The sequence below is a fragment of the Nocardia veterana NBRC 100344 genome, assembly GCF_000308855.1.
Taxonomy (GTDB): domain Bacteria; phylum Actinomycetota; class Actinomycetes; order Mycobacteriales; family Mycobacteriaceae; genus Nocardia; species Nocardia veterana.
The window spans coordinates 1-16206 of sequence record NZ_BAGM01000014.1; the positions used below are offsets into that span (position 1 = coordinate 1).

Consider the following 16206-nt stretch of genomic DNA (forward strand, 5'->3'; position numbering starts at 1 on the left):
CAGTGTAAAGGCAGAACGGGCCCCGCCGGAGGGCCGCAGGCGCCGCAGCCGCCCGAGGGCTGAGCAGGCCGCTGACGGCCGAGGCCGAGCAGGCTGGGGCCGAGCAGGCTGGGCGAGCCGCAGCGCGCAGGCGCACGCACTCGCCGTGTCGACGACGGGCCCCGCCGGAGGTTCACTCCTCCGGCGGGGCCCGTTCTGCCTTTACACTGCGGAGATGGCGGCGCGCCGCGATTTCGGAGGCATCGAGGTCGGTCTGACCAACCTCGACAAGGTGCTGTATCCGGCGACCGGCACCACCAAGGGGGAGGTGGTGGACTATTTCACCACCATCGCACCGGCGCTGCTGCCGCATATCGCCGGGCGCCCGGTCACTCGGAAGCGGTGGCCCAACGGGGTGGCCGACTCGTCGTTCTTCGAGAAGAATCTCGCCTCGCACGCGCCGAAATGGATTCAGCGCATGCCGATGGAGCATTCGGATCGGCGCGTGGAGTATCCGGTGATCGATTCGGTTGCCGGGCTGGCCTGGCTCGGCCAGCAGGCCTCGCTGGAAATCCATGTCCCGCAATGGCGTTTCGTCGGCGGGCAGCGCGGTCCGGCAACCCGCATCGTCTTCGACCTGGATCCGGGCCCGGGCGTCGAACTGGCCGATTGCGCCGTCGTGGCGCTGTGGATCCGCGACACCGTGCGCGATGCCGGACTGGATGCGTATCCGGTCACCAGCGGCAGCAAGGGCATCCACATCTATGTGCCGCTGGACCGGGAATTGAGCCCGGGCGGGGCGTCGACGGTGGCCAAACAATTGGCGACCGGATTGGAGAAACTGCATCCGAAACTGGTGACCGCGACGATGGCGAAGGCGGTCCGGCCGGGCAAGATCTTTCTCGACTGGAGCCAGAACAATCCGGCGAAAACCACTATCGCTCCGTATTCCCTGCGCGGCCGGGAACAGCCGACGGTGGCGGCGCCGCGGAGTTGGGACGAGATCGCCGATCGAAAAAATCTGCGCCAGTTGCGGTTCGACGAGGTCATCGAATGCTGGCGCGCCGACGGCGATCTGCTGGCCGCCCTGGATCCGCCGCCGGCCGCCGGTGCGGCCGACCCGTTGCAGACCTACCGCTCGATGCGCGATCCCGCCCGTACCCCGGAGCCCGTCCCGGCCGGGCCGCCCGGCCCCGGCTCCGGTGACCGCTTCGTGGTGCAGGAACATCACGCGCGGCGGTTGCATTGGGACGTGCGCCTGGAACGTGACGGTGTGCTGGTGTCGTGGGCGGTGCCGAAGGGGCCGCCGACCTCCCCGTCCCAGAACCGGCTGGCCGTGCACACCGAGGACCACCCGCTGGAATACCTGCATTTCCACGGCACCATCCCGCGCGGCGAATACGGCGCCGGGCAGATGACGATCTGGGACACCGGAACCTACGACACCGAGAAATGGCGCGAGGACGAGGTGATCGTCCACTTCCACGGCGAGCGCCTCAGCGGTCGTTACGCCTTCATCCGGACCGACGGCAAGCAGTGGCTGATGCACCTGATGAAGTCGCAGGTCGCCGAAGACGAAGAACAGCAAGCGGATTCGGCCCCGCCCGGCTCGTCGCCCACGTCGGCCCGGCCCACCTCGCGCCGCTCGTCCGCCCGCGGGTCGGCCGATGCCGCACCCGACGCCGGCGCGGCGAACGGCGCCGGAGGTGCGACCGGTCCTCGGACCGGTCGCCGCGCCGGCGAAGCGGACGGGGTCGTGGGGACCGGCGGCGGGCGAACCGGTGCCGAATTTCCCCGCGGGCTCGCGCCGATGTTGGCGACCTCGGGCGATGTGGCGAAGCTCGACGCCCGGGATTGGGTTTTCGAGACCAAATGGGACGGGTTCCGGATCGTGACCGAAATCGACGACGGCGCCGTGGTGATCCGCAGCCGGGCGGGCAATGTCGTCACCGATCGCTATCCGCGGGTGGCCGCGCTGGGGCGCGAGCTGCGTGGGCATCGGGTGGTGCTCGACGGCGAGGCGGTCGTATTCGACGCGGAGGGCGCCGCGAATCTCGCGCTGTTGCAGGAAAATCCGGGGCAGGCCGTGCTGGTGGCTTTCGACGTGCTGTATCTGGACGGAACGTCGCTACTGCGCAAGCGCTATACCGACCGGCGGCAGCTGCTCGAGGTGTTGGCCGAGCGCGCCCCGTCGCTGGTGGTGCCGCCACGTCTCGACGGTCCGGGCGCACAAGCGTTGCAGTACAGCCGCGAGCACCGCCTCGAGGGGGTGGTGGCCAAGCGGAAGGATTCGGTCTATCTGCCCGGTAAGCGCGGCCAGTCGTGGATCAAGACCCGGAACTGGCGCACCCAGGACGTGGTGATCGGCGGCTGGCGGCGCAGCGCCGCACGCGAATTCGCCTCGCTGCTGGTCGGTGTCGAGTACGAGGGCGAGCTCTACTACATCGGCCGGGTCGGTACCGGGTTCAGTGACCGCGAGATGTCGGAACTGACCACGCGGCTGCGACGCCTGCGGCGCAGCACCAGCCCGTTCGTCAATGAGCTCAGCGCCGACGAACGCAAGGACGCCGTCTGGGCGACACCGAAACTCACCGGCACCGTTCGGTTCATGAACTGGACCGAGGCGGGCCGGTTGTGGCACGCGGCATGGGTGCCGGAGGGGGAGTAGGGAATTGGGCGGTGGCCGCCGCGAGCCGCGTCCGAGGTCCGACATCCCGGTGGCCGGGGTGCCGGACCTCGGTGCTACAGCAGCTCAGTTGGTGCTGACAGCGTTCCACTTGGTCGTTCCGGGCGGGGCGGAAAGGGTGCTGATGAGGTCGATTGCGGCGACCACCAAGGTCGGCCCGCCCACCACCAGCGATCCGATGATGGCACCCGCGGTTGCGCCCGTGATGAATCCCGGAATCGCACCGATACCACCTGCGGCCGCCCCGACAACCAGGCCGATCACCCCGCCGATTGCCGAGCCGATGAAACTACCTATGGCCGTTCCGATCCCGAACTGGGTCGCGAAGGCATTCATCGCATTCTGGTTCTCCCACACCGACGCCACCGGCGTCACCGGCACCGGATGCGCCGCCGCCACGTCCTTCACCACGGTCAGATCCAGTACTCGGGCATCGTCGCGAACCTGATGCGGGAGCGGATATTCCAGTCCGTCCTGGCGGAAGGAGAGGGGGAGGGTGATCAACGAGTGGCCGGTCGCGTCGGCCACGTCGACGGTGGTGCCGTCGGCGCCGATGCGGAAGAAGCCGTTGTCGAGCGTTGTTCGAACGGTGTTGCCCACCAGTTCGGTTCGGTAGCGCACCTCTTGTGCGCTGGTATCGGCAACGCCGGTGTCGGCGTGGACGGTGCCGGCACCGAGGGCAACGGCCACCACTGCCGGCAGGGCGACGGCGGCGAACTTGCGCAGAATCATTCCGGTTCCAATCTTCATCAGGATGAAGCCCACACAGCCGGAAACGACGCGCGCAAAGAATTCAATACCCCCGACGTATCTCCCCAGTGCGCGTGGAGCCGCGGTCCGGCTAACTCACAGTGGTAACCGTACCTTCACTGAGTCGTTATGTGGACCGATTTAAAAACGTCTGACTTGGTATTTTGCAAAGGAAACGATGTTTGCCCTTTTCGCCCCGGTGATCGCTGACGGTTCGCGGGCAGCCCGGATGTTCGCCGACAGCGGAACCGGCGATCACACCAGCAGGCCGACCACGGCCGCACCGCCGCACGCCACGACCACCACGGCCAGCGCGACGAAATCGGCCCGGCCGGGTCCGGCGGGGTGGGCGGTGAGTTCACCGGTCCCGCCGCGTGCGGTGATCGCCTCGCCCAGCTCGCCGGCCCGTCGCGTCGCGACCGCCATGGCGGCGGTCAGGATGTCCACCAGCGGATTGGCCGCACCGCGCGCGACCCCGCCGTCCTTGGGACGCAGCCGGCGGGCGGCACGCAGCACCCGGATCTCGTCCAGCAACAGCGGCAGCCCGCGCAGCGTCAGGGCCACGACGACCGCCCATTCGTCGACCGGGATCCGCAGGACCCGCAGCGGCGCACCGAGTTTGGCCAGGGCGGGTGCGACCTCGCTCATCGGCGTGGTCCAGGCGATCAGGAACGAGGTCGTCAGCAATACCAGGCCGAACAGCGTCACCTGCAGATAACGCACCAGGGCCGCGCCACCGGTGGGCAGCGTGAGCAGGCCGCCCAACAGGATCAGCGCCCAGAACCACCACGGCAGTCGCGGCAGGGTGCCCAGCGGCAGCCGCGCCAGCAGACCGATCACCACCAGGAAGACCACCATCACCCCGAGGACCGGCCAGACCGGCAGGAACATCAGCAGCACGCTGATCAGGAAGGCGGCGATCATCTTGGTGCCGGCCCACAGCCGATGGATCGGGCTGTCGACGGGCACCTCGCGCAGCAGCACCATACTCATCGCGCACCTCCGTAGGCGTCGCCGCGCCGGCGGCCCGGACCGGGCCGGTCCGGGCCGGGCGCGGATTCACCCCGTCCGCGCGGCGGGCCGGAACGTTCCGGATCGGTTCCATCCAGCTCTCCGCCGCCGCGTGCCGCCGGGCCCGATCGTGGCGCGGGTGGGACGGAATCGGTGTGCCCGTCGCCGGTGTGCGGTCCGACCACGGGATCGCTCGGGCCGCTGGTACCGGTGCCGACGACATCGGCCGGATGTTCGGCGGCGGCCGCCACGGCGGGCAGGCTTTCCAGGATCAGGCCGGAGCGAAGGTGGACCGTGCGGTCGCAGACGCTCTCCATATCGGCCACATCGTGCGAGATGACGATCAGCGTCAGGCCCGAATCACGAAGGCGGGCAAGCAGTTCCACCACTTCCGCCCGGCCCTGCGGGTCGAGCCCGGCCAGTGGCTCGTCGAGCACCACCACCTGTGGCCGGCTGGCCACGATGGCGGCGAGGACCACTCGTTTGGCCTGTCCGCCGGACAATTCCTCGATCGAGCGCGAGGCCATCGCCCGGTCCAACCCCACCGCGTCCAGGGCGCGGCCGACGGCCCCGGATCCGGTGCCGTGCCCACCCCAGTCCTCGATTTCGGCACCGACGGTCTGGCGTTGCAGTTGCAGCCGCGAATGCTGGAAGGCGAGTTCGACGGCGCCGATGCGTTTGTGTACGGGTCGTGACCCGGTGTAGTCGCGCAGCCGGCAACTGCCGGTGGTCGGCACCACCAGTCCGGCCATGATCCAGGCCAGCGTGGATTTGCCGGAGCCGTTGCCGCCGACGACGAGCAGCGTCTCACCGCGATGGACGGTCAGATCCACGCCGCGCAGCGCGGTCGCGGCCCACGGCGTGCCGCGGTTGTAGGTGTGGCGGACATCGCGCAGTTCCAGCAGCGGCTCCCCGATCGGCCGCCGCCGCAGGTTGCGAACCGGCCGCGGCCAGGTCGGCAGTTGCTCGACCTGCCGGCCGCCGGACAAGTGAATCACCCGATCCGCGGCGGCGGCGTCGGCCTCGTGATGGGTGACCAGGACGACGGCCATCCGATGCCGCGCGGGTAGTTCGGCGAGCAGCGCCACCAGTTCGCGGCGGCCCTCCGGGTCGATCATGGAGGTGGCCTCGTCGGCGATCAGGAGGGCGGGGTTGCGGGCGAGGGCCGCGGCGACCGCGAGCCGCTGCTGTTGCCCACCGGACAGGGTGGCGGTTTCGGCGCCGCCGAGCCCGCCGAGTCCGACCTCGCACAGCAGCGCCTCGACATCGACGGCGCGCGCGGCCTCGGCCGGCAGCCCCCAGACCACATCGTCGGCGACGAGAACCCCGAGGGTCTGGCTTTCCGGGCGCTGCAACACCAGGGCGGTACCGCCGATCCGTCCCAGGCCGGCCGAACCGGGTCGTTCGACCGTCCCGCCCGTCGGCGGCAGTCCGGCCAGCAGCCGGGTCAGCGTGGATTTGCCGGAACCGTTGTGGCCCACCACCGCGACGAATTCACCGATGTCGACGGTCAGGTCGATATCGGTCAGCGCGTCGGTGCGCGCACCCGGATAGCGGAACGACGCGCCCCGCAGTCGCACCGGCACCGGCGCGATCGCCCGGGTATCGGCCGGCGCCTCCAACCGGTCCCGTCCCGGTAGCCACGCGAGCCGGTCCAGCACCGAACCGAGGACGAACCAGGAGAACAGGGCGGTGCCGACCACGCCGAGCAGGACACCGCCGCCGATGTAGAGCCACCACCAGCGCAGAACGGCGTCGGTGATCGAAACCACCCCGTTGCCGAGGGATTCCAGCTGCGGCTGCCGCGAGAGCACATGGTCGACGCCGGCGGCCAGATTGCGCACATTGTCGAAGACGAGCCGCCGGGAGGCCGCGAACAGGTACAACATCCCGACCGAGAAGGTGGCCCACACCAGTCCGGCCAGGGTGGACAGACACAGCACCGTGATCAGCCCGCGGTGTCGGCGCTTGACGCCGCCGATGATGCCGCCGATCGTCGCCGCACTCACCACGGTGGCCGCCGGAACCAGCCCGGCCGCCACGAAGCTGACCAGGGTCGCGGCGACGGTCGCGCCGAGGATTGCACGCAGCCGGTAGCGCTGCGCCAGCAGGCCCATCGGCACCGCCGCGACGAGGTTGAGGGCGGCGGCGTAGGGAACGACCGAGCCGATCGTCACGAGCCCGACCGTCACGCCGCCGAGAACCGCCGCGGTGGCGAGTTCGATGGGGCGCAACGGGCCGTGGTCGAGATGCGGCTCGGCGCCGGTGGGAGATGGCGCGGTCACGGCTCAAGTCTGCCAGCACCCGCGGCGGGCGGGTCCGCTCACGGCGTGGCGATCGGGTCGGGGGCGGTCGACAGGTAATCGTGTGGATTCAGCGTCCGCGTTCGCAGCCGGTAGGCGGTGACGGTGCCGGGCCAGTTGTTGGTGATGCGCCCGGCCGCGTTGCGGTACCAACTCGAGCACGCGGTCCACGGGGTGCGGCGCAGGCGGCGCTGGGTGCGCTCGTCGAATTCGGCAGCGACTTCCGGTTTCACCTCCAGCCGGGCGCCGGGATGTTCACTCAGGTATCGCACCGCACGGCGGATGTAGCGAGCCTGACATTCGATCATGTAGACGATCGAGCCCACACCCAGATTGGTATTGGGCCCGTACATGAGGAACAGATTCGGGAAGCCCGGCACGACCATTCCGAGGTAGGCGCGGGCCCCCTCGGCCCAGACCTGTTCGAGGTCGGCGCCACCCCGGCCCGATATCCGCATCGGCCAGAGGAATTCGCTGCCCTTGAAGCCGGTGCCGTAGATGATCACGTCGGCCGGATGGACGGTCCCGTCCGCGGTCCGCACCCCTTCGGCGACTACCTCCGTGATGGGCTCGGTCACCAGCGTCACATTCGGCCGGGCCAGCGCCGGGTAGTACTCGTTGGAGAACAGCACGCGCTTGCAGAGCACGGGATAGTCCGGGGTCAGCCGGGCCCGCAGCTGCGGATCGGGGATGTCGTGACGTAGTGCCCGGGTGCCCAGCCAGGTCGCGATGCGGCGGATAGGCGGGATCGCGGCCAGGCCGAGGGCGAAGAATTCCAGGAAGCACCACACCACAGCCGCTGGGCCAGGCGCAGTCCGGGGACGTACCGGAACAGTGCGTGGTGGATCGGCCGGTAGGCGCGATCGGTGCGGCGCACCACCCACGCCGCGGAGCGCTGGAACAGCGTCAACCGGTCCACCACGGGCGCGATCGCGGGCACGAATTGGATTGCGCTGGCGCCCGTTCCGATCACCGCGACCCGCTTGCCGGCCAGTTCGACATCGTGATCCCACTGCGCCGAGTGGAAGGACGGACCCGTGAAACGGCCGATACCCGGGATGTCGGGCAGTCGCGGCCGGGACAGCTGGCCGACCGCGCAGATCAGCACGTCCGCGGTGTGGGACGTCCCGTCGGCGGTGCGGACGGCCCAGCGTCCGGCCTGCTCGTCGAAGGTCGCCTCGGTGACCTCGGAGCCGAACCCGATCCGTTCCGGCAGCCGGTATTTCATCGCCACCGAGTGCAGGTAGCCGAGGATTTCGGTCTGCCCCGAATACCGATGCGGCCAATCCGCCTTGGGCTCGTAGGAGAACGAGTACAGCGGCGAGGGCACGTCACAGGCGGCGCCGGGATAGGTGTTCTCCCGCCATACCCCGCCCAGATCGCGGGCTCGTTCCAGAATGGTGATGTCGTCGAACCCGTTGCGCTGCAGTTCGATTGCCGCACCCAGCCCGCCGAAACCGGCGCCGACGACGATGACCGAAGGCTGCGTGGCGGCCATACGCGTACTCCTCGAATCGAGAACGGTATCTCCACTCTAGGCGCGGTCGACCTCCCGGTGAGCCGGTTCAGCCGGGCAGTACGGACACCCGCCCGCCCATCGGGACGGTGCGCAGAATCGAGGTGAGCCGCCGTCCCTCGACCGCGTGCAACACGACCGAGGGATCCGGTGCGTAGTCGATCGGCACCTCGCCCGGGGTGCGCACTTCCCAGGCGCCGCCGATCGCCGAGGCCACACTCGGCGCCACCACCAGCGGGCGCCCGCCGAACAGGGTGGTGCCCATCGCATGCATGTGGCCGGTGAGTACGCCCAGGATCCGATCGTCGGCGGCGATCGTGCGTTCCAGGCGCTGCGGATCGGCCAGCCGGATCGGGTCGACGACGGTCGAGTACATCGGGACCGGCGGATGATGCATCGCGACCAGGACGGATCGGTCCGCGGGGGTGCGGGCCAGCAGCCGATCCAGCCAGTCGTAGGTGGCCGCGCCGAGCGCCCCGCCACCGGCCCCGGGAATCGTGGAGTCCAACAGCGCCACGGTGACCGGGCCCACGTCGACGGCCCGATTGATCGGCCCGGTCGCGGCCGGAACATCGAGCAGAATGCGGCGCAGATTCGCGCGGTCGTCGTGATTGCCGGGCAGGACGTACAGCGGAATGTCGGTGCGCAGCACCTTCCGCGCCTGCTCGTACTGGGCGGCGGTGCCGGAATCGGTGAGATCGCCGGTGATCAGGATGGCGTCGGGGCGGTGCGGTAATCGGTCGAGATAGTCGAGGACCGTGGCGACGCGGTCGGCGTTGTGCGGGTTCTGATCGAAGTGAGTGTCGCTGACCTGTGCCAACAGAATCATGGCGTCCGCTTTCTCGTGGGATCGCACCGTTGCGCCCGGATGGGGAACGACCGGTGCGAGCCCGTGTGGAGTCGGCCCCCGGGGATGTTCGCTTCGGCCGCGTGCGTGCCGAAACGGCACCTGTCCAGAGTAGAAGGTCCATAGCGCGCCGTCTGCATGACGCACGCCACCGCTTATAGCCGGTTGCTATCTATCGGCGAGATGTGCGAGCAGGTCGGCGGGATCATCGATGATCGGCTCGGTGCCGGTCGTGAAGAAGTCCGGGCCGGGCCGGGCCGTCAGTTCGAGTGCGGATCCGGCCCGCCACGGCGCGTCCAGCCGCAACCGCCACGAGTGCAGGTGCGTGCGCGCGTAGGTCCCGGATCGGTCGAACAGCGGGTCGCCCGCGATCGGATAGCCGATCCAGGCCAGATGGACGCGGATCTGGTGCCGCCGCCCGGTGATCGGCCGGGCCAGCACGACGGTGTGGCGTTCGGCCCGGGCCACCGTGGTGAATTCCGTGCGGGAGGGATAGCTCTTTCCCGCGAGGACGTCGCTCTCGTCGACGAACCAGAGGTCGCCGTCGCGCCGGATGGTTTCCCGGGGCGCGGCGATGCGCACCCGATTCTTGCGGCCCACGCTCAACGGCAGCTCGATCACGCCCGTCTCGGGCAGCCCGGTCGCGGCGGTGACCAGGAGATACTGCTTGTCCGCGGTTCGCTTGGTGAACTGGCGGGTCAGCCCGCCGTGGGCGGCCAGATCCTTGGCGAACAGCACCAGCCCCGAGGTCACCTTGTCGATGCGATGCACCGGATAGAGGGTGATACCTTCCGCGGCGGCCAACTGCACGAGGTCGGTGTCGTGCCGTTCGCCGGTCACCGCGATACCGGCCGGCTTGTTCAGCGCGATGATCGCGTCGTCCTCGTCGACCAGGTACTGTTCGGCCAGCCGTGACCAGTGCATCTGCGCCGGGTGCATCTCCACGGGGTCAGCGTAGAGGCCCCGGTCATGGCCGATTGTCGCCAGGAGGGGGCGGTACCGCGATGCCGGTGTGCTACAGCCACGCGTCGTCGAGGTCCAGGGTGGTGCGATCCATGGCGTCGAGCAGGTCGAAAAGCGGTGCGGTCCGCGGCAATTCCCAGTGGAAGAAGTAGCGCGCCGCCGCCCGCTTGCCGCGATGGAAGTCCTCGCTCCCGGCGTTGGCCGCGATCGCCTGCTCCAGCCAGATCCAGGCCAGCACGACATGTCCGAACGCCTCCAGGTATGCCGACGAATTCGCCAGCGCCGCTTCCGGATTCGCGTCCCGCCAGACCGTCGCGGTGGTGGTGGCGATGCGGCCCGCCGCGGCGGCCAGCGCGTCGGCGAAATCGCCGAGTTCGCCGTCGCCGGTGGAGCGGGCCCGGTCCACCGTGTCGCCCATGGTGTCCAGCAGCAGCGTCAGCGCCGCCCCGCCGTCGGCGACCACCGCCCGCCCGAGCAGATCCAGGCTCTGAATGCCGTGGGTACCTTCGTGAATCGGGTTGAGCCGGTTGTCACGATAGTGCTGCTCGACGTCGTAGTCGCGGGTGTAGCCCGCGCCGCCGTGTACCTGGATGGCCAGGTCGTTGGCCGCCAGGCACCACTGGCTGGGCCAGCTCTTGGCGATCGGGGTCAGGACTCGCAGCAGGAGGCCGGCGCGCTGGGCCTCGGTGTCGTCGACTGCGCTGCGCTGGCGATCGATCAGCGTGCCGCAGTACAACTGCAATGCGAGGGCGCCTTCGGCATACGACTTCTGCGCCAGCAACATGCGCCGCACGTCCGGATGCGACACGATCGGCACCTGAGCGGAGGCGCCGCCCTTCGCGGTGACCGGCCGGCCCTGCGGTCGGTTGCGGGCATAGTCGAGCGCCTTGAGGTACCCCGTATAACCCAGGGCGGTGGCGGCCAGGCCGACCCCCAGCCGGGCCTCGTTCATCATGTGGAACATGTAGGCCAGGCCCCGGTTGGGTTCGCCGACCAGATAACCGACCGCGCCCGGCGCGCCGCCCGGGGTGAACGCGCCGTCGCCGAAGACGGGTGCGGTGTTGACCGTGCCCCGCCAGCCCATCTTGTGGTTGATCCCGGCGAGCACCACGTCGTTGCGCTCGCCCAGCGAATCGCCCTCGGCCGGAAGGTATTTCGGCACGATGAACAGGGAGATACCGCGGGTGCCGGGTTCCGAGCCCGGAATCCGGGCCAGCACCAGATGCACGATGTTCTCCGACAGCTCGTGATCGCCACCGGAAATCCACATCTTGCGGCCGAAGAGCCGATAGGTGCCGTCGTCCTGCGGCACCGCCTTGGTGGTGATATCGGCCAGTGACGAGCCGGCCTGCGGCTCCGACAGGGCCATCGTGCCGAAGTACCGCCCGGTCAGCATCGGCCGCACGAAGCGGTCGATCTGGCCCGGATCGGCATGTGCGGCCAGTAGATTCGCATTCCCGATGGTGAGCAGCGCGTAGCTCGCGGTGGCCACATTCGCGGCATAGAACCAGGCCATGCACGCGGTGAAGACCGTGTGCGGCAGCTGCATTCCGCCGACTCGCTCGTCCATCGCGGCGCCGACGAATCCGGCCTCGGCGAAGGCGCTCAACGCGGTGGCCACCTCGGGGATGATGTGCACCTTCTCGCCGTCGAAGGTCGGCTCGTGCAGATCACCCGTGCGGTTGTGCGGCGCGAAGTACTTCTCGGCCAGTTCCCGGCTCAGCGCGAGGACCTGGTCGAACGTGTCCCGGCTGTGCTCGCGGTAGCGCTCGCGCCCGGTCAGCTCGGTCACGTTCAGCCACTCGTAGAGCAGGAAGTCGAGGTCACGGGCCGACATGATGAGCGAGTCCATACCCCCAGCCTGCTGGGCGACGCTGCCCCGCGCAAGGGGCGCGTCGCCCCGCCGGTGGTGCGACCCCGGCGGGCTCGGCGTCGGGCGGCCGTCCCGGTCAGTGTCGTTCGGCGAGCAGGGGCGCGAGGAACCGTTCCAGCAGGGCGCGCTCCTCGGCCTCGTCGCGCCCCGGCACGGTCAGCAGGGAGACGATGATGCGGGTCAGCCAGCGTGCGAGCTGGCTCGAATCATCGTCTCCCATCCCGGTTTCCGGCCCGAACAGCGAGCGGCTGATCGCCTCGATCACCTCGGAGGTCTGCGCGATGGCCAGCGTCCGGCCCGCATCGTCGGGGCGGAACCAGGCGATGAGCAGCGGATCGGAACGCACCGCTCGCAGGCTCGCGAGCACACCGGCCACGGCGCGTTCGCCGGGATCGGTGATCGATCCGATCTCGGCCGTCACCGTGGCACCGACCCGCCGCGCCTCGCGGTGGACGTAGGCCAGCTGCACCGCCTGGCGGCTGTCGAAATAGCGATACAGCGTGGCCCGCGAACATCCGGCCGCCTTGGCGATATCGCCCATCTGGGTCGCGTTCACACCGCGCTGGGCGAACAGGCTCGCGGCGGCGTCCAGAATCCGTTCGGCGGCCTGTAACGAGCGCGGCTGCGCCAACCAGTCACTCATGCCGGCACGAAGGGGACGTTGACCGGCCACCGGACGTAGTTGCCGTCGGTATAGCGCACCCCGTCGAGGTCGACCGTGAAATCCGGGCAGCGGGCGAGCAGTTCCCGCAGGGCGACGGTGGCCTGCATCCGCGCGGCGGCGGCGCCGAGGCAGTGATGGTTGCCGTTGCCGAAGGTGAGGATGTTCCGCGGATTTCGGGTGACGTCCAATTCACTTGCGTCGGGACCGTATTCGGCTTCGTCCCGGTTGGCCGAGGCGTACAGCATGAGCACCCGCCGGCCTGCCGGAATCCGCACCCCCTCGATCTCGACATCGCGCGTGGTGGTCCGGGCCAGGCCCTGCACCGGCGAGGTCAGCCGCAGGAATTCGTCGACCGCACCCGGAATCAGGCCGGGATCGTCGAGCAGCCGTCGTCGCTGTTCGGGGTAGGTGGTCAGCAATTGCACCGCGCCGCCGAGATTTCCGGTGGTGGTGTCGTTGCCGCCGGTGATCATCGTGAAGGCGAAGCCGATGATCTGCAGTATCTCGCCGACATCGCTGTCGGAGCCCAGCCCGGATGCCACCAGATGCGAGACGGTGTCGTCGGCGGGTTCCAGCTTGCGTTTGTCGATCATCGTGATGAAGTACTGCGTCAGCTCACCGACCGCTTCCTGCGCGTGTTCGATACCGCCGGTCGCGGAGGCCGCCACGATCGCCTCGCTCCACTCGTCGAATTTCGCTCGATCCGCCTCGGGCACACCGAGATAGTGCGCCACCACCATGGTCGGCAGCGGTTTGAACAACTCGACGGAGATGTCACCACCGCCGGCCGCGCGCAACCGTTCCAGCCGGTCGATCACGAAGGCTTCGACGGCCGGCCGGATCTCCTGCACCTGGCGCGGCGTGAAACCCTTCGCGACGCGGCGGCGGAACACCGTGTGGTCGGGCGGATCGGTGAAGACGAACGGCCGATTCTCGCCCAGCCCGATCTCGCTCAGATTGTTGTAGTCGACGGTCAACCCCTGGGCGGAGGAGAACGTCTCGGGATCGCGGACCGCCGCGTAGATATCGGCGTAGCGGGACAGCACGTAGTAGTCGTCCTGTTCCCGGCCTTCCGGCACCACATGGTGGACCGGGGCGAATTCGCGCAGGGCCGCGTACATCGGCCACGGGTCGCGCCAGCTTTCGCCCGAGCGGAGTGTGAATCGAGCTTCGTGAGACACCGTCTGGCTCATGTTTCGAATGTAAGACAAATCAGGTCGAGTGTCTAGAACGTGTTTCACCGAGATGGGTAGGGCACTGGCTGTCGTAGGGCACCGCGACGGCGTTCAGCGCAGCCGGATCGGCCCACTCGAACTGGGCTTCGGCTGCGCCGCCCGCAGCAGCAGCTCGGCCACCGCGGTCTCGGGCACCGGGAGAAAATCGCGATACCAATGGCCGATGCTGTGGAACAGCGCCGGCGTCTCCAGGCAGATCACATTGTCGGCGTGACCGGACAGGGCCCGCACCGCCCGGCAGGATCCGACGGGTACCGCGAGCACCACCCGCGCGGCACCGCGCGATCGGGCCAGCGCGATGGCCGCGCGGGCCGTCGCGCCGGTGCTCACACCGTCGTCGACCACGATCACGGTGCGTCCGGCCAGGATCGGCGCGGGGTGGCGTCGGCGATACCGCACCGCCGTCCGCAGCACCGCCTCCCGTGCGTCGCGTTCGACCCCGTTGCGTTCGGCCGGGCTCACGAAGGCCCGCACCACCGCATCGTCGTCGACCACGCGAACCCCGTGCTCGGCGACCGCGCCGAAGATCAGCCGGGTCCGGCCGGGCACCCGCAGTTTGTGCACCACCGCGATGTCCAGCGGAAGATCCAGCGCGGTCGCGACCTCGTAGGCCACCGGCACGCCGCCGCGTGGCACGCCGAGCACGATCGCGCTCGGGTCGCGGAAGGGCCGCAGGCGTGCTACCAGACGACGGCCTGCTTCGCGACGATCGGTAAAGGGCATCGTGGTCACCCGGGTATGTGGAAGGGGGCGAAGCGCCGGCGCATCGCGGAAGCCAGCGCGTACTCTACGCCGGAGGCGGGCCTGTCGGTGCGCGGTTTGCCCCGATCGAGGCCGAATCGAATACCGCGCGGGCGGCCGCCGGGCTCGGTACCGTGGACTCACCCCGCGCCGACCGTCGGACAAGGAGGGCCCATGCGAGCCGGTCCCGCCCTGCGAGAATTCTTCCGGCGCAAGCCGATCGAGCTCATCGAGGACGATTCCGCCACCGGTCTGCACCGGGCGCTGGGGCTGTGGCAGCTGACCGCCATCGGGGTGGGTGGCATCATCGGCGCCGGGATCTTCGCCCTGGCCGGGGCGGTCGCCCACGATACCGCCGGGCCGGCCGTGCTCATCTCGTTCCTCATCGCCGGGGTGGCCAGCGCGGCCGCGGCGCTGTCCTACGCCGAATTCGCGGGCCTGATTCCGCGCGCCGGCTCGGCCTACACCTACGGCTACGCCGTCCTCGGCGAGCCGGTCGGCTGGTTCATCGGCTGGGATCTGCTGCTCGAGTACACCGCGATCGTGTCCGTGGTCGCCATCGGCATCTCCGGCTACATCCAATTCCTGTTGGGACAGTTCGACCTTCAACTCCCGGATTGGATGCTGGGCGCGCCCGGCACCGGCCACGGCCACGTGGTGGATCTGTTCGCGGCGGTGCTGTGCCTGTTGATCGCCTACCTGCTCAATCTCGGCATTCGGGCCGCGGCGCGGTTCGAGACCTTCGTGGTCGGCCTCAAGGTCGTGGTCGTGATCGTGGTGATCGTGGTCGGCTTCCGCTACATCGATGCGGCGAACTACCACCCCTTCTTCCCGTTCGGTATGTCCGGCGCGGTGACCGGCGCCGCGACGGTGTTCTTCGCGGTCTTCGGCTACGACGCGATGTCGACCGCGGCCGAGGAATCCGTGGATGCGAAACGCCATCTGCCCAAGGCGATTCTGCTCTCGCTCGCGATCTCGATGGTGCTGTACGTGTTGGTATGCCTGGTGCTGACCGGGATGCAGCACTACACCGAGATCGATCCGGAGAGCGGGCTCTCCTCGGCCTTCGCATCCGTCGGGCTGCGCGGACTGGGCAGTCTGATCGCGGCCGGTGCGATCGTCGGCATCATGACCGTGCTGTTCACCTTCATGCTCGGAGTCACCCGCGTCTGGTACTCGATGAGCCGAGACGGCTTGTTGCCCAGGTGGTTCGCCAAAACCCATCCGGTCCGGCAGGTGCCGACGCGGATCACCTGGATCGTCGGATTCGCGTCGGCCACGATCGCCGGACTGCTGCCGATCGGTGAGGCCGCCGAACTGACGAATATCGGAATTCTGCTGGCCTTCATCGTGGTCTGCGTGGCCGTCATCGTGCTGCGCTACCGCCGCCCGGAGCTGCCACGCACCTTCCGCACGCCCGGAATGCCGGTGGTGCCGCTGGTCGGGATCGGGTTCTCGATCTGGCTGATCACCCACCTGGAGCCGGTGACCTGGCTGCGGTTCGCGATCTGGTTCGCGATCGGTGCGGTCGTCTATCTCGCGTACAGCCGCCGCCACTCGCTGCTGGCCGCGCCCGCGGCGACCACGCCGGCCGATCGACCGTAGGGATCGTATCGAGATACCGGCGATATCTGCCGT

At 69.1% G+C, this 16206-nt stretch carries 13 protein-coding genes; 2 read left to right on the forward strand and 11 right to left on the reverse strand.

Annotation, left to right across the window (positions count from 1 at the left end; all coding sequences use genetic code 11):
* Positions 1–214 precede the first annotated feature (214 nt).
* Positions 215–2647, forward strand: a complete 2433-nt coding sequence (locus ON37_RS03405; RefSeq protein ID WP_040716580.1) for an ATP-dependent DNA ligase — start codon at positions 215–217, stop codon at positions 2645–2647.
* 84 nt (positions 2648–2731) lie between these two features.
* On the opposite strand, the gene ON37_RS03410 is transcribed toward ON37_RS03405, so the two are convergent.
* From ON37_RS03410 to ON37_RS03455, 11 genes are all read right to left on the reverse strand, one after another.
* The gene (locus tag ON37_RS03410) at positions 2732–3415 is read right to left on the reverse strand and encodes a DUF8020 domain-containing protein (protein WP_245552972.1); all 684 of its coding nucleotides are present in this window, start codon (positions 3413–3415) and stop codon (positions 2732–2734) included.
* A gap of 255 nt (positions 3416–3670) precedes the next feature.
* Positions 3671–4408: a CbiQ family ECF transporter T component gene (locus ON37_RS03415; protein ID WP_040716583.1), complete on the reverse strand. Its 738-nt coding sequence runs from the start codon at positions 4406–4408 to the stop codon at positions 3671–3673.
* The gene (locus ON37_RS03420; protein ID WP_083892696.1) at positions 4405–6711 is read right to left on the reverse strand and encodes an ATP-binding cassette domain-containing protein; all 2307 of its coding nucleotides are present in this window, start codon (positions 6709–6711) and stop codon (positions 4405–4407) included. The genes ON37_RS03415 and ON37_RS03420 overlap by 4 nt, the downstream gene beginning before the upstream one ends.
* A gap of 38 nt (positions 6712–6749) precedes the next feature.
* Positions 6750–7376, reverse strand: a complete 627-nt coding sequence (locus tag ON37_RS34530; protein ID WP_306306447.1) for a flavin-containing monooxygenase — start codon at positions 7374–7376, stop codon at positions 6750–6752.
* Positions 7377–7390: 14 nt separating this feature from the next.
* The gene (locus ON37_RS34535) at positions 7391–8227 is read right to left on the reverse strand and encodes a flavin-containing monooxygenase (protein WP_306306448.1); all 837 of its coding nucleotides are present in this window, start codon (positions 8225–8227) and stop codon (positions 7391–7393) included.
* Between the two features lie 67 nt (positions 8228–8294).
* Positions 8295–9074, reverse strand: coding sequence for a metallophosphoesterase (locus ON37_RS03430; RefSeq protein WP_040716631.1), 780 nt, complete (start codon positions 9072–9074; stop codon positions 8295–8297).
* Between the two features lie 186 nt (positions 9075–9260).
* A complete protein-coding gene (locus ON37_RS03435; RefSeq protein WP_245552976.1) occupies positions 9261–10031 on the reverse strand; it encodes an RluA family pseudouridine synthase in 771 nt (256 codons plus the stop codon).
* Between the two features lie 76 nt (positions 10032–10107).
* Complete coding sequence (locus ON37_RS03440) at positions 10108–11907, reverse strand: acyl-CoA dehydrogenase (protein WP_040716589.1); 1800 nt, start codon at positions 11905–11907, stop codon at positions 10108–10110.
* 97 nt (positions 11908–12004) lie between these two features.
* Complete coding sequence (locus ON37_RS03445; protein ID WP_040716596.1) at positions 12005–12571, reverse strand: TetR/AcrR family transcriptional regulator; 567 nt, start codon at positions 12569–12571, stop codon at positions 12005–12007.
* Positions 12568–13785, reverse strand: a complete 1218-nt coding sequence (locus ON37_RS03450) for a cytochrome P450 (RefSeq protein ID WP_040716600.1) — start codon at positions 13783–13785, stop codon at positions 12568–12570. Before ON37_RS03450 ends, ON37_RS03445 begins: the two co-directional genes overlap by 4 nt.
* Positions 13786–13878: 93 nt before the next feature.
* Positions 13879–14550 carry a phosphoribosyltransferase gene (locus ON37_RS03455; protein ID WP_051031138.1) on the reverse strand — a complete coding sequence of 224 codons (672 nt, stop codon included), beginning with the start codon at positions 14548–14550 and terminating at the stop codon, positions 13879–13881.
* Between the two features lie 192 nt (positions 14551–14742).
* Between ON37_RS03455 and ON37_RS03460 the strand changes: the two genes are divergently transcribed.
* Positions 14743–16173, forward strand: coding sequence for an amino acid permease (locus tag ON37_RS03460; RefSeq protein ID WP_040716601.1), 1431 nt, complete (start codon positions 14743–14745; stop codon positions 16171–16173).
* Positions 16174–16206 lie beyond the last annotated feature (33 nt).

Coding starts and splice junctions, on each gene's coding strand:
- ON37_RS03405 (WP_040716580.1), top strand. CDS start 215: ATGGCGGCGCGCCGCGATTTCGGAGGCATCGAGGTCGGTCTGACCAAC.
- ON37_RS03460 (WP_040716601.1), top strand. CDS start 14,743: ATGCGAGCCGGTCCCGCCCTGCGAGAATTCTTCCGGCGCAAGCCGATC.
- ON37_RS03430 (WP_040716631.1), bottom strand. CDS start 9,074: ATGATTCTGTTGGCACAGGTCAGCGACACTCACTTCGATCAGAACCCG.
- ON37_RS03440 (WP_040716589.1), bottom strand. CDS start 11,907: ATGGACTCGCTCATCATGTCGGCCCGTGACCTCGACTTCCTGCTCTAC.
- ON37_RS34535 (WP_306306448.1), bottom strand. CDS start 8,227: ATGGCCGCCACGCAGCCTTCGGTCATCGTCGTCGGCGCCGGTTTCGGC.
- ON37_RS03450 (WP_040716600.1), bottom strand. CDS start 13,785: ATGAGCCAGACGGTGTCTCACGAAGCTCGATTCACACTCCGCTCGGGC.
- ON37_RS03435 (WP_245552976.1), bottom strand. CDS start 10,031: ATGCACCCGGCGCAGATGCACTGGTCACGGCTGGCCGAACAGTACCTG.
- ON37_RS03455 (WP_051031138.1), bottom strand. CDS start 14,550: ATGCCCTTTACCGATCGTCGCGAAGCAGGCCGTCGTCTGGTAGCACGC.
- ON37_RS03445 (WP_040716596.1), bottom strand. CDS start 12,571: ATGAGTGACTGGTTGGCGCAGCCGCGCTCGTTACAGGCCGCCGAACGG.
- ON37_RS03415 (WP_040716583.1), bottom strand. CDS start 4,408: ATGAGTATGGTGCTGCTGCGCGAGGTGCCCGTCGACAGCCCGATCCAT.
- ON37_RS03410 (WP_245552972.1), bottom strand. CDS start 3,415: ATGAAGATTGGAACCGGAATGATTCTGCGCAAGTTCGCCGCCGTCGCC.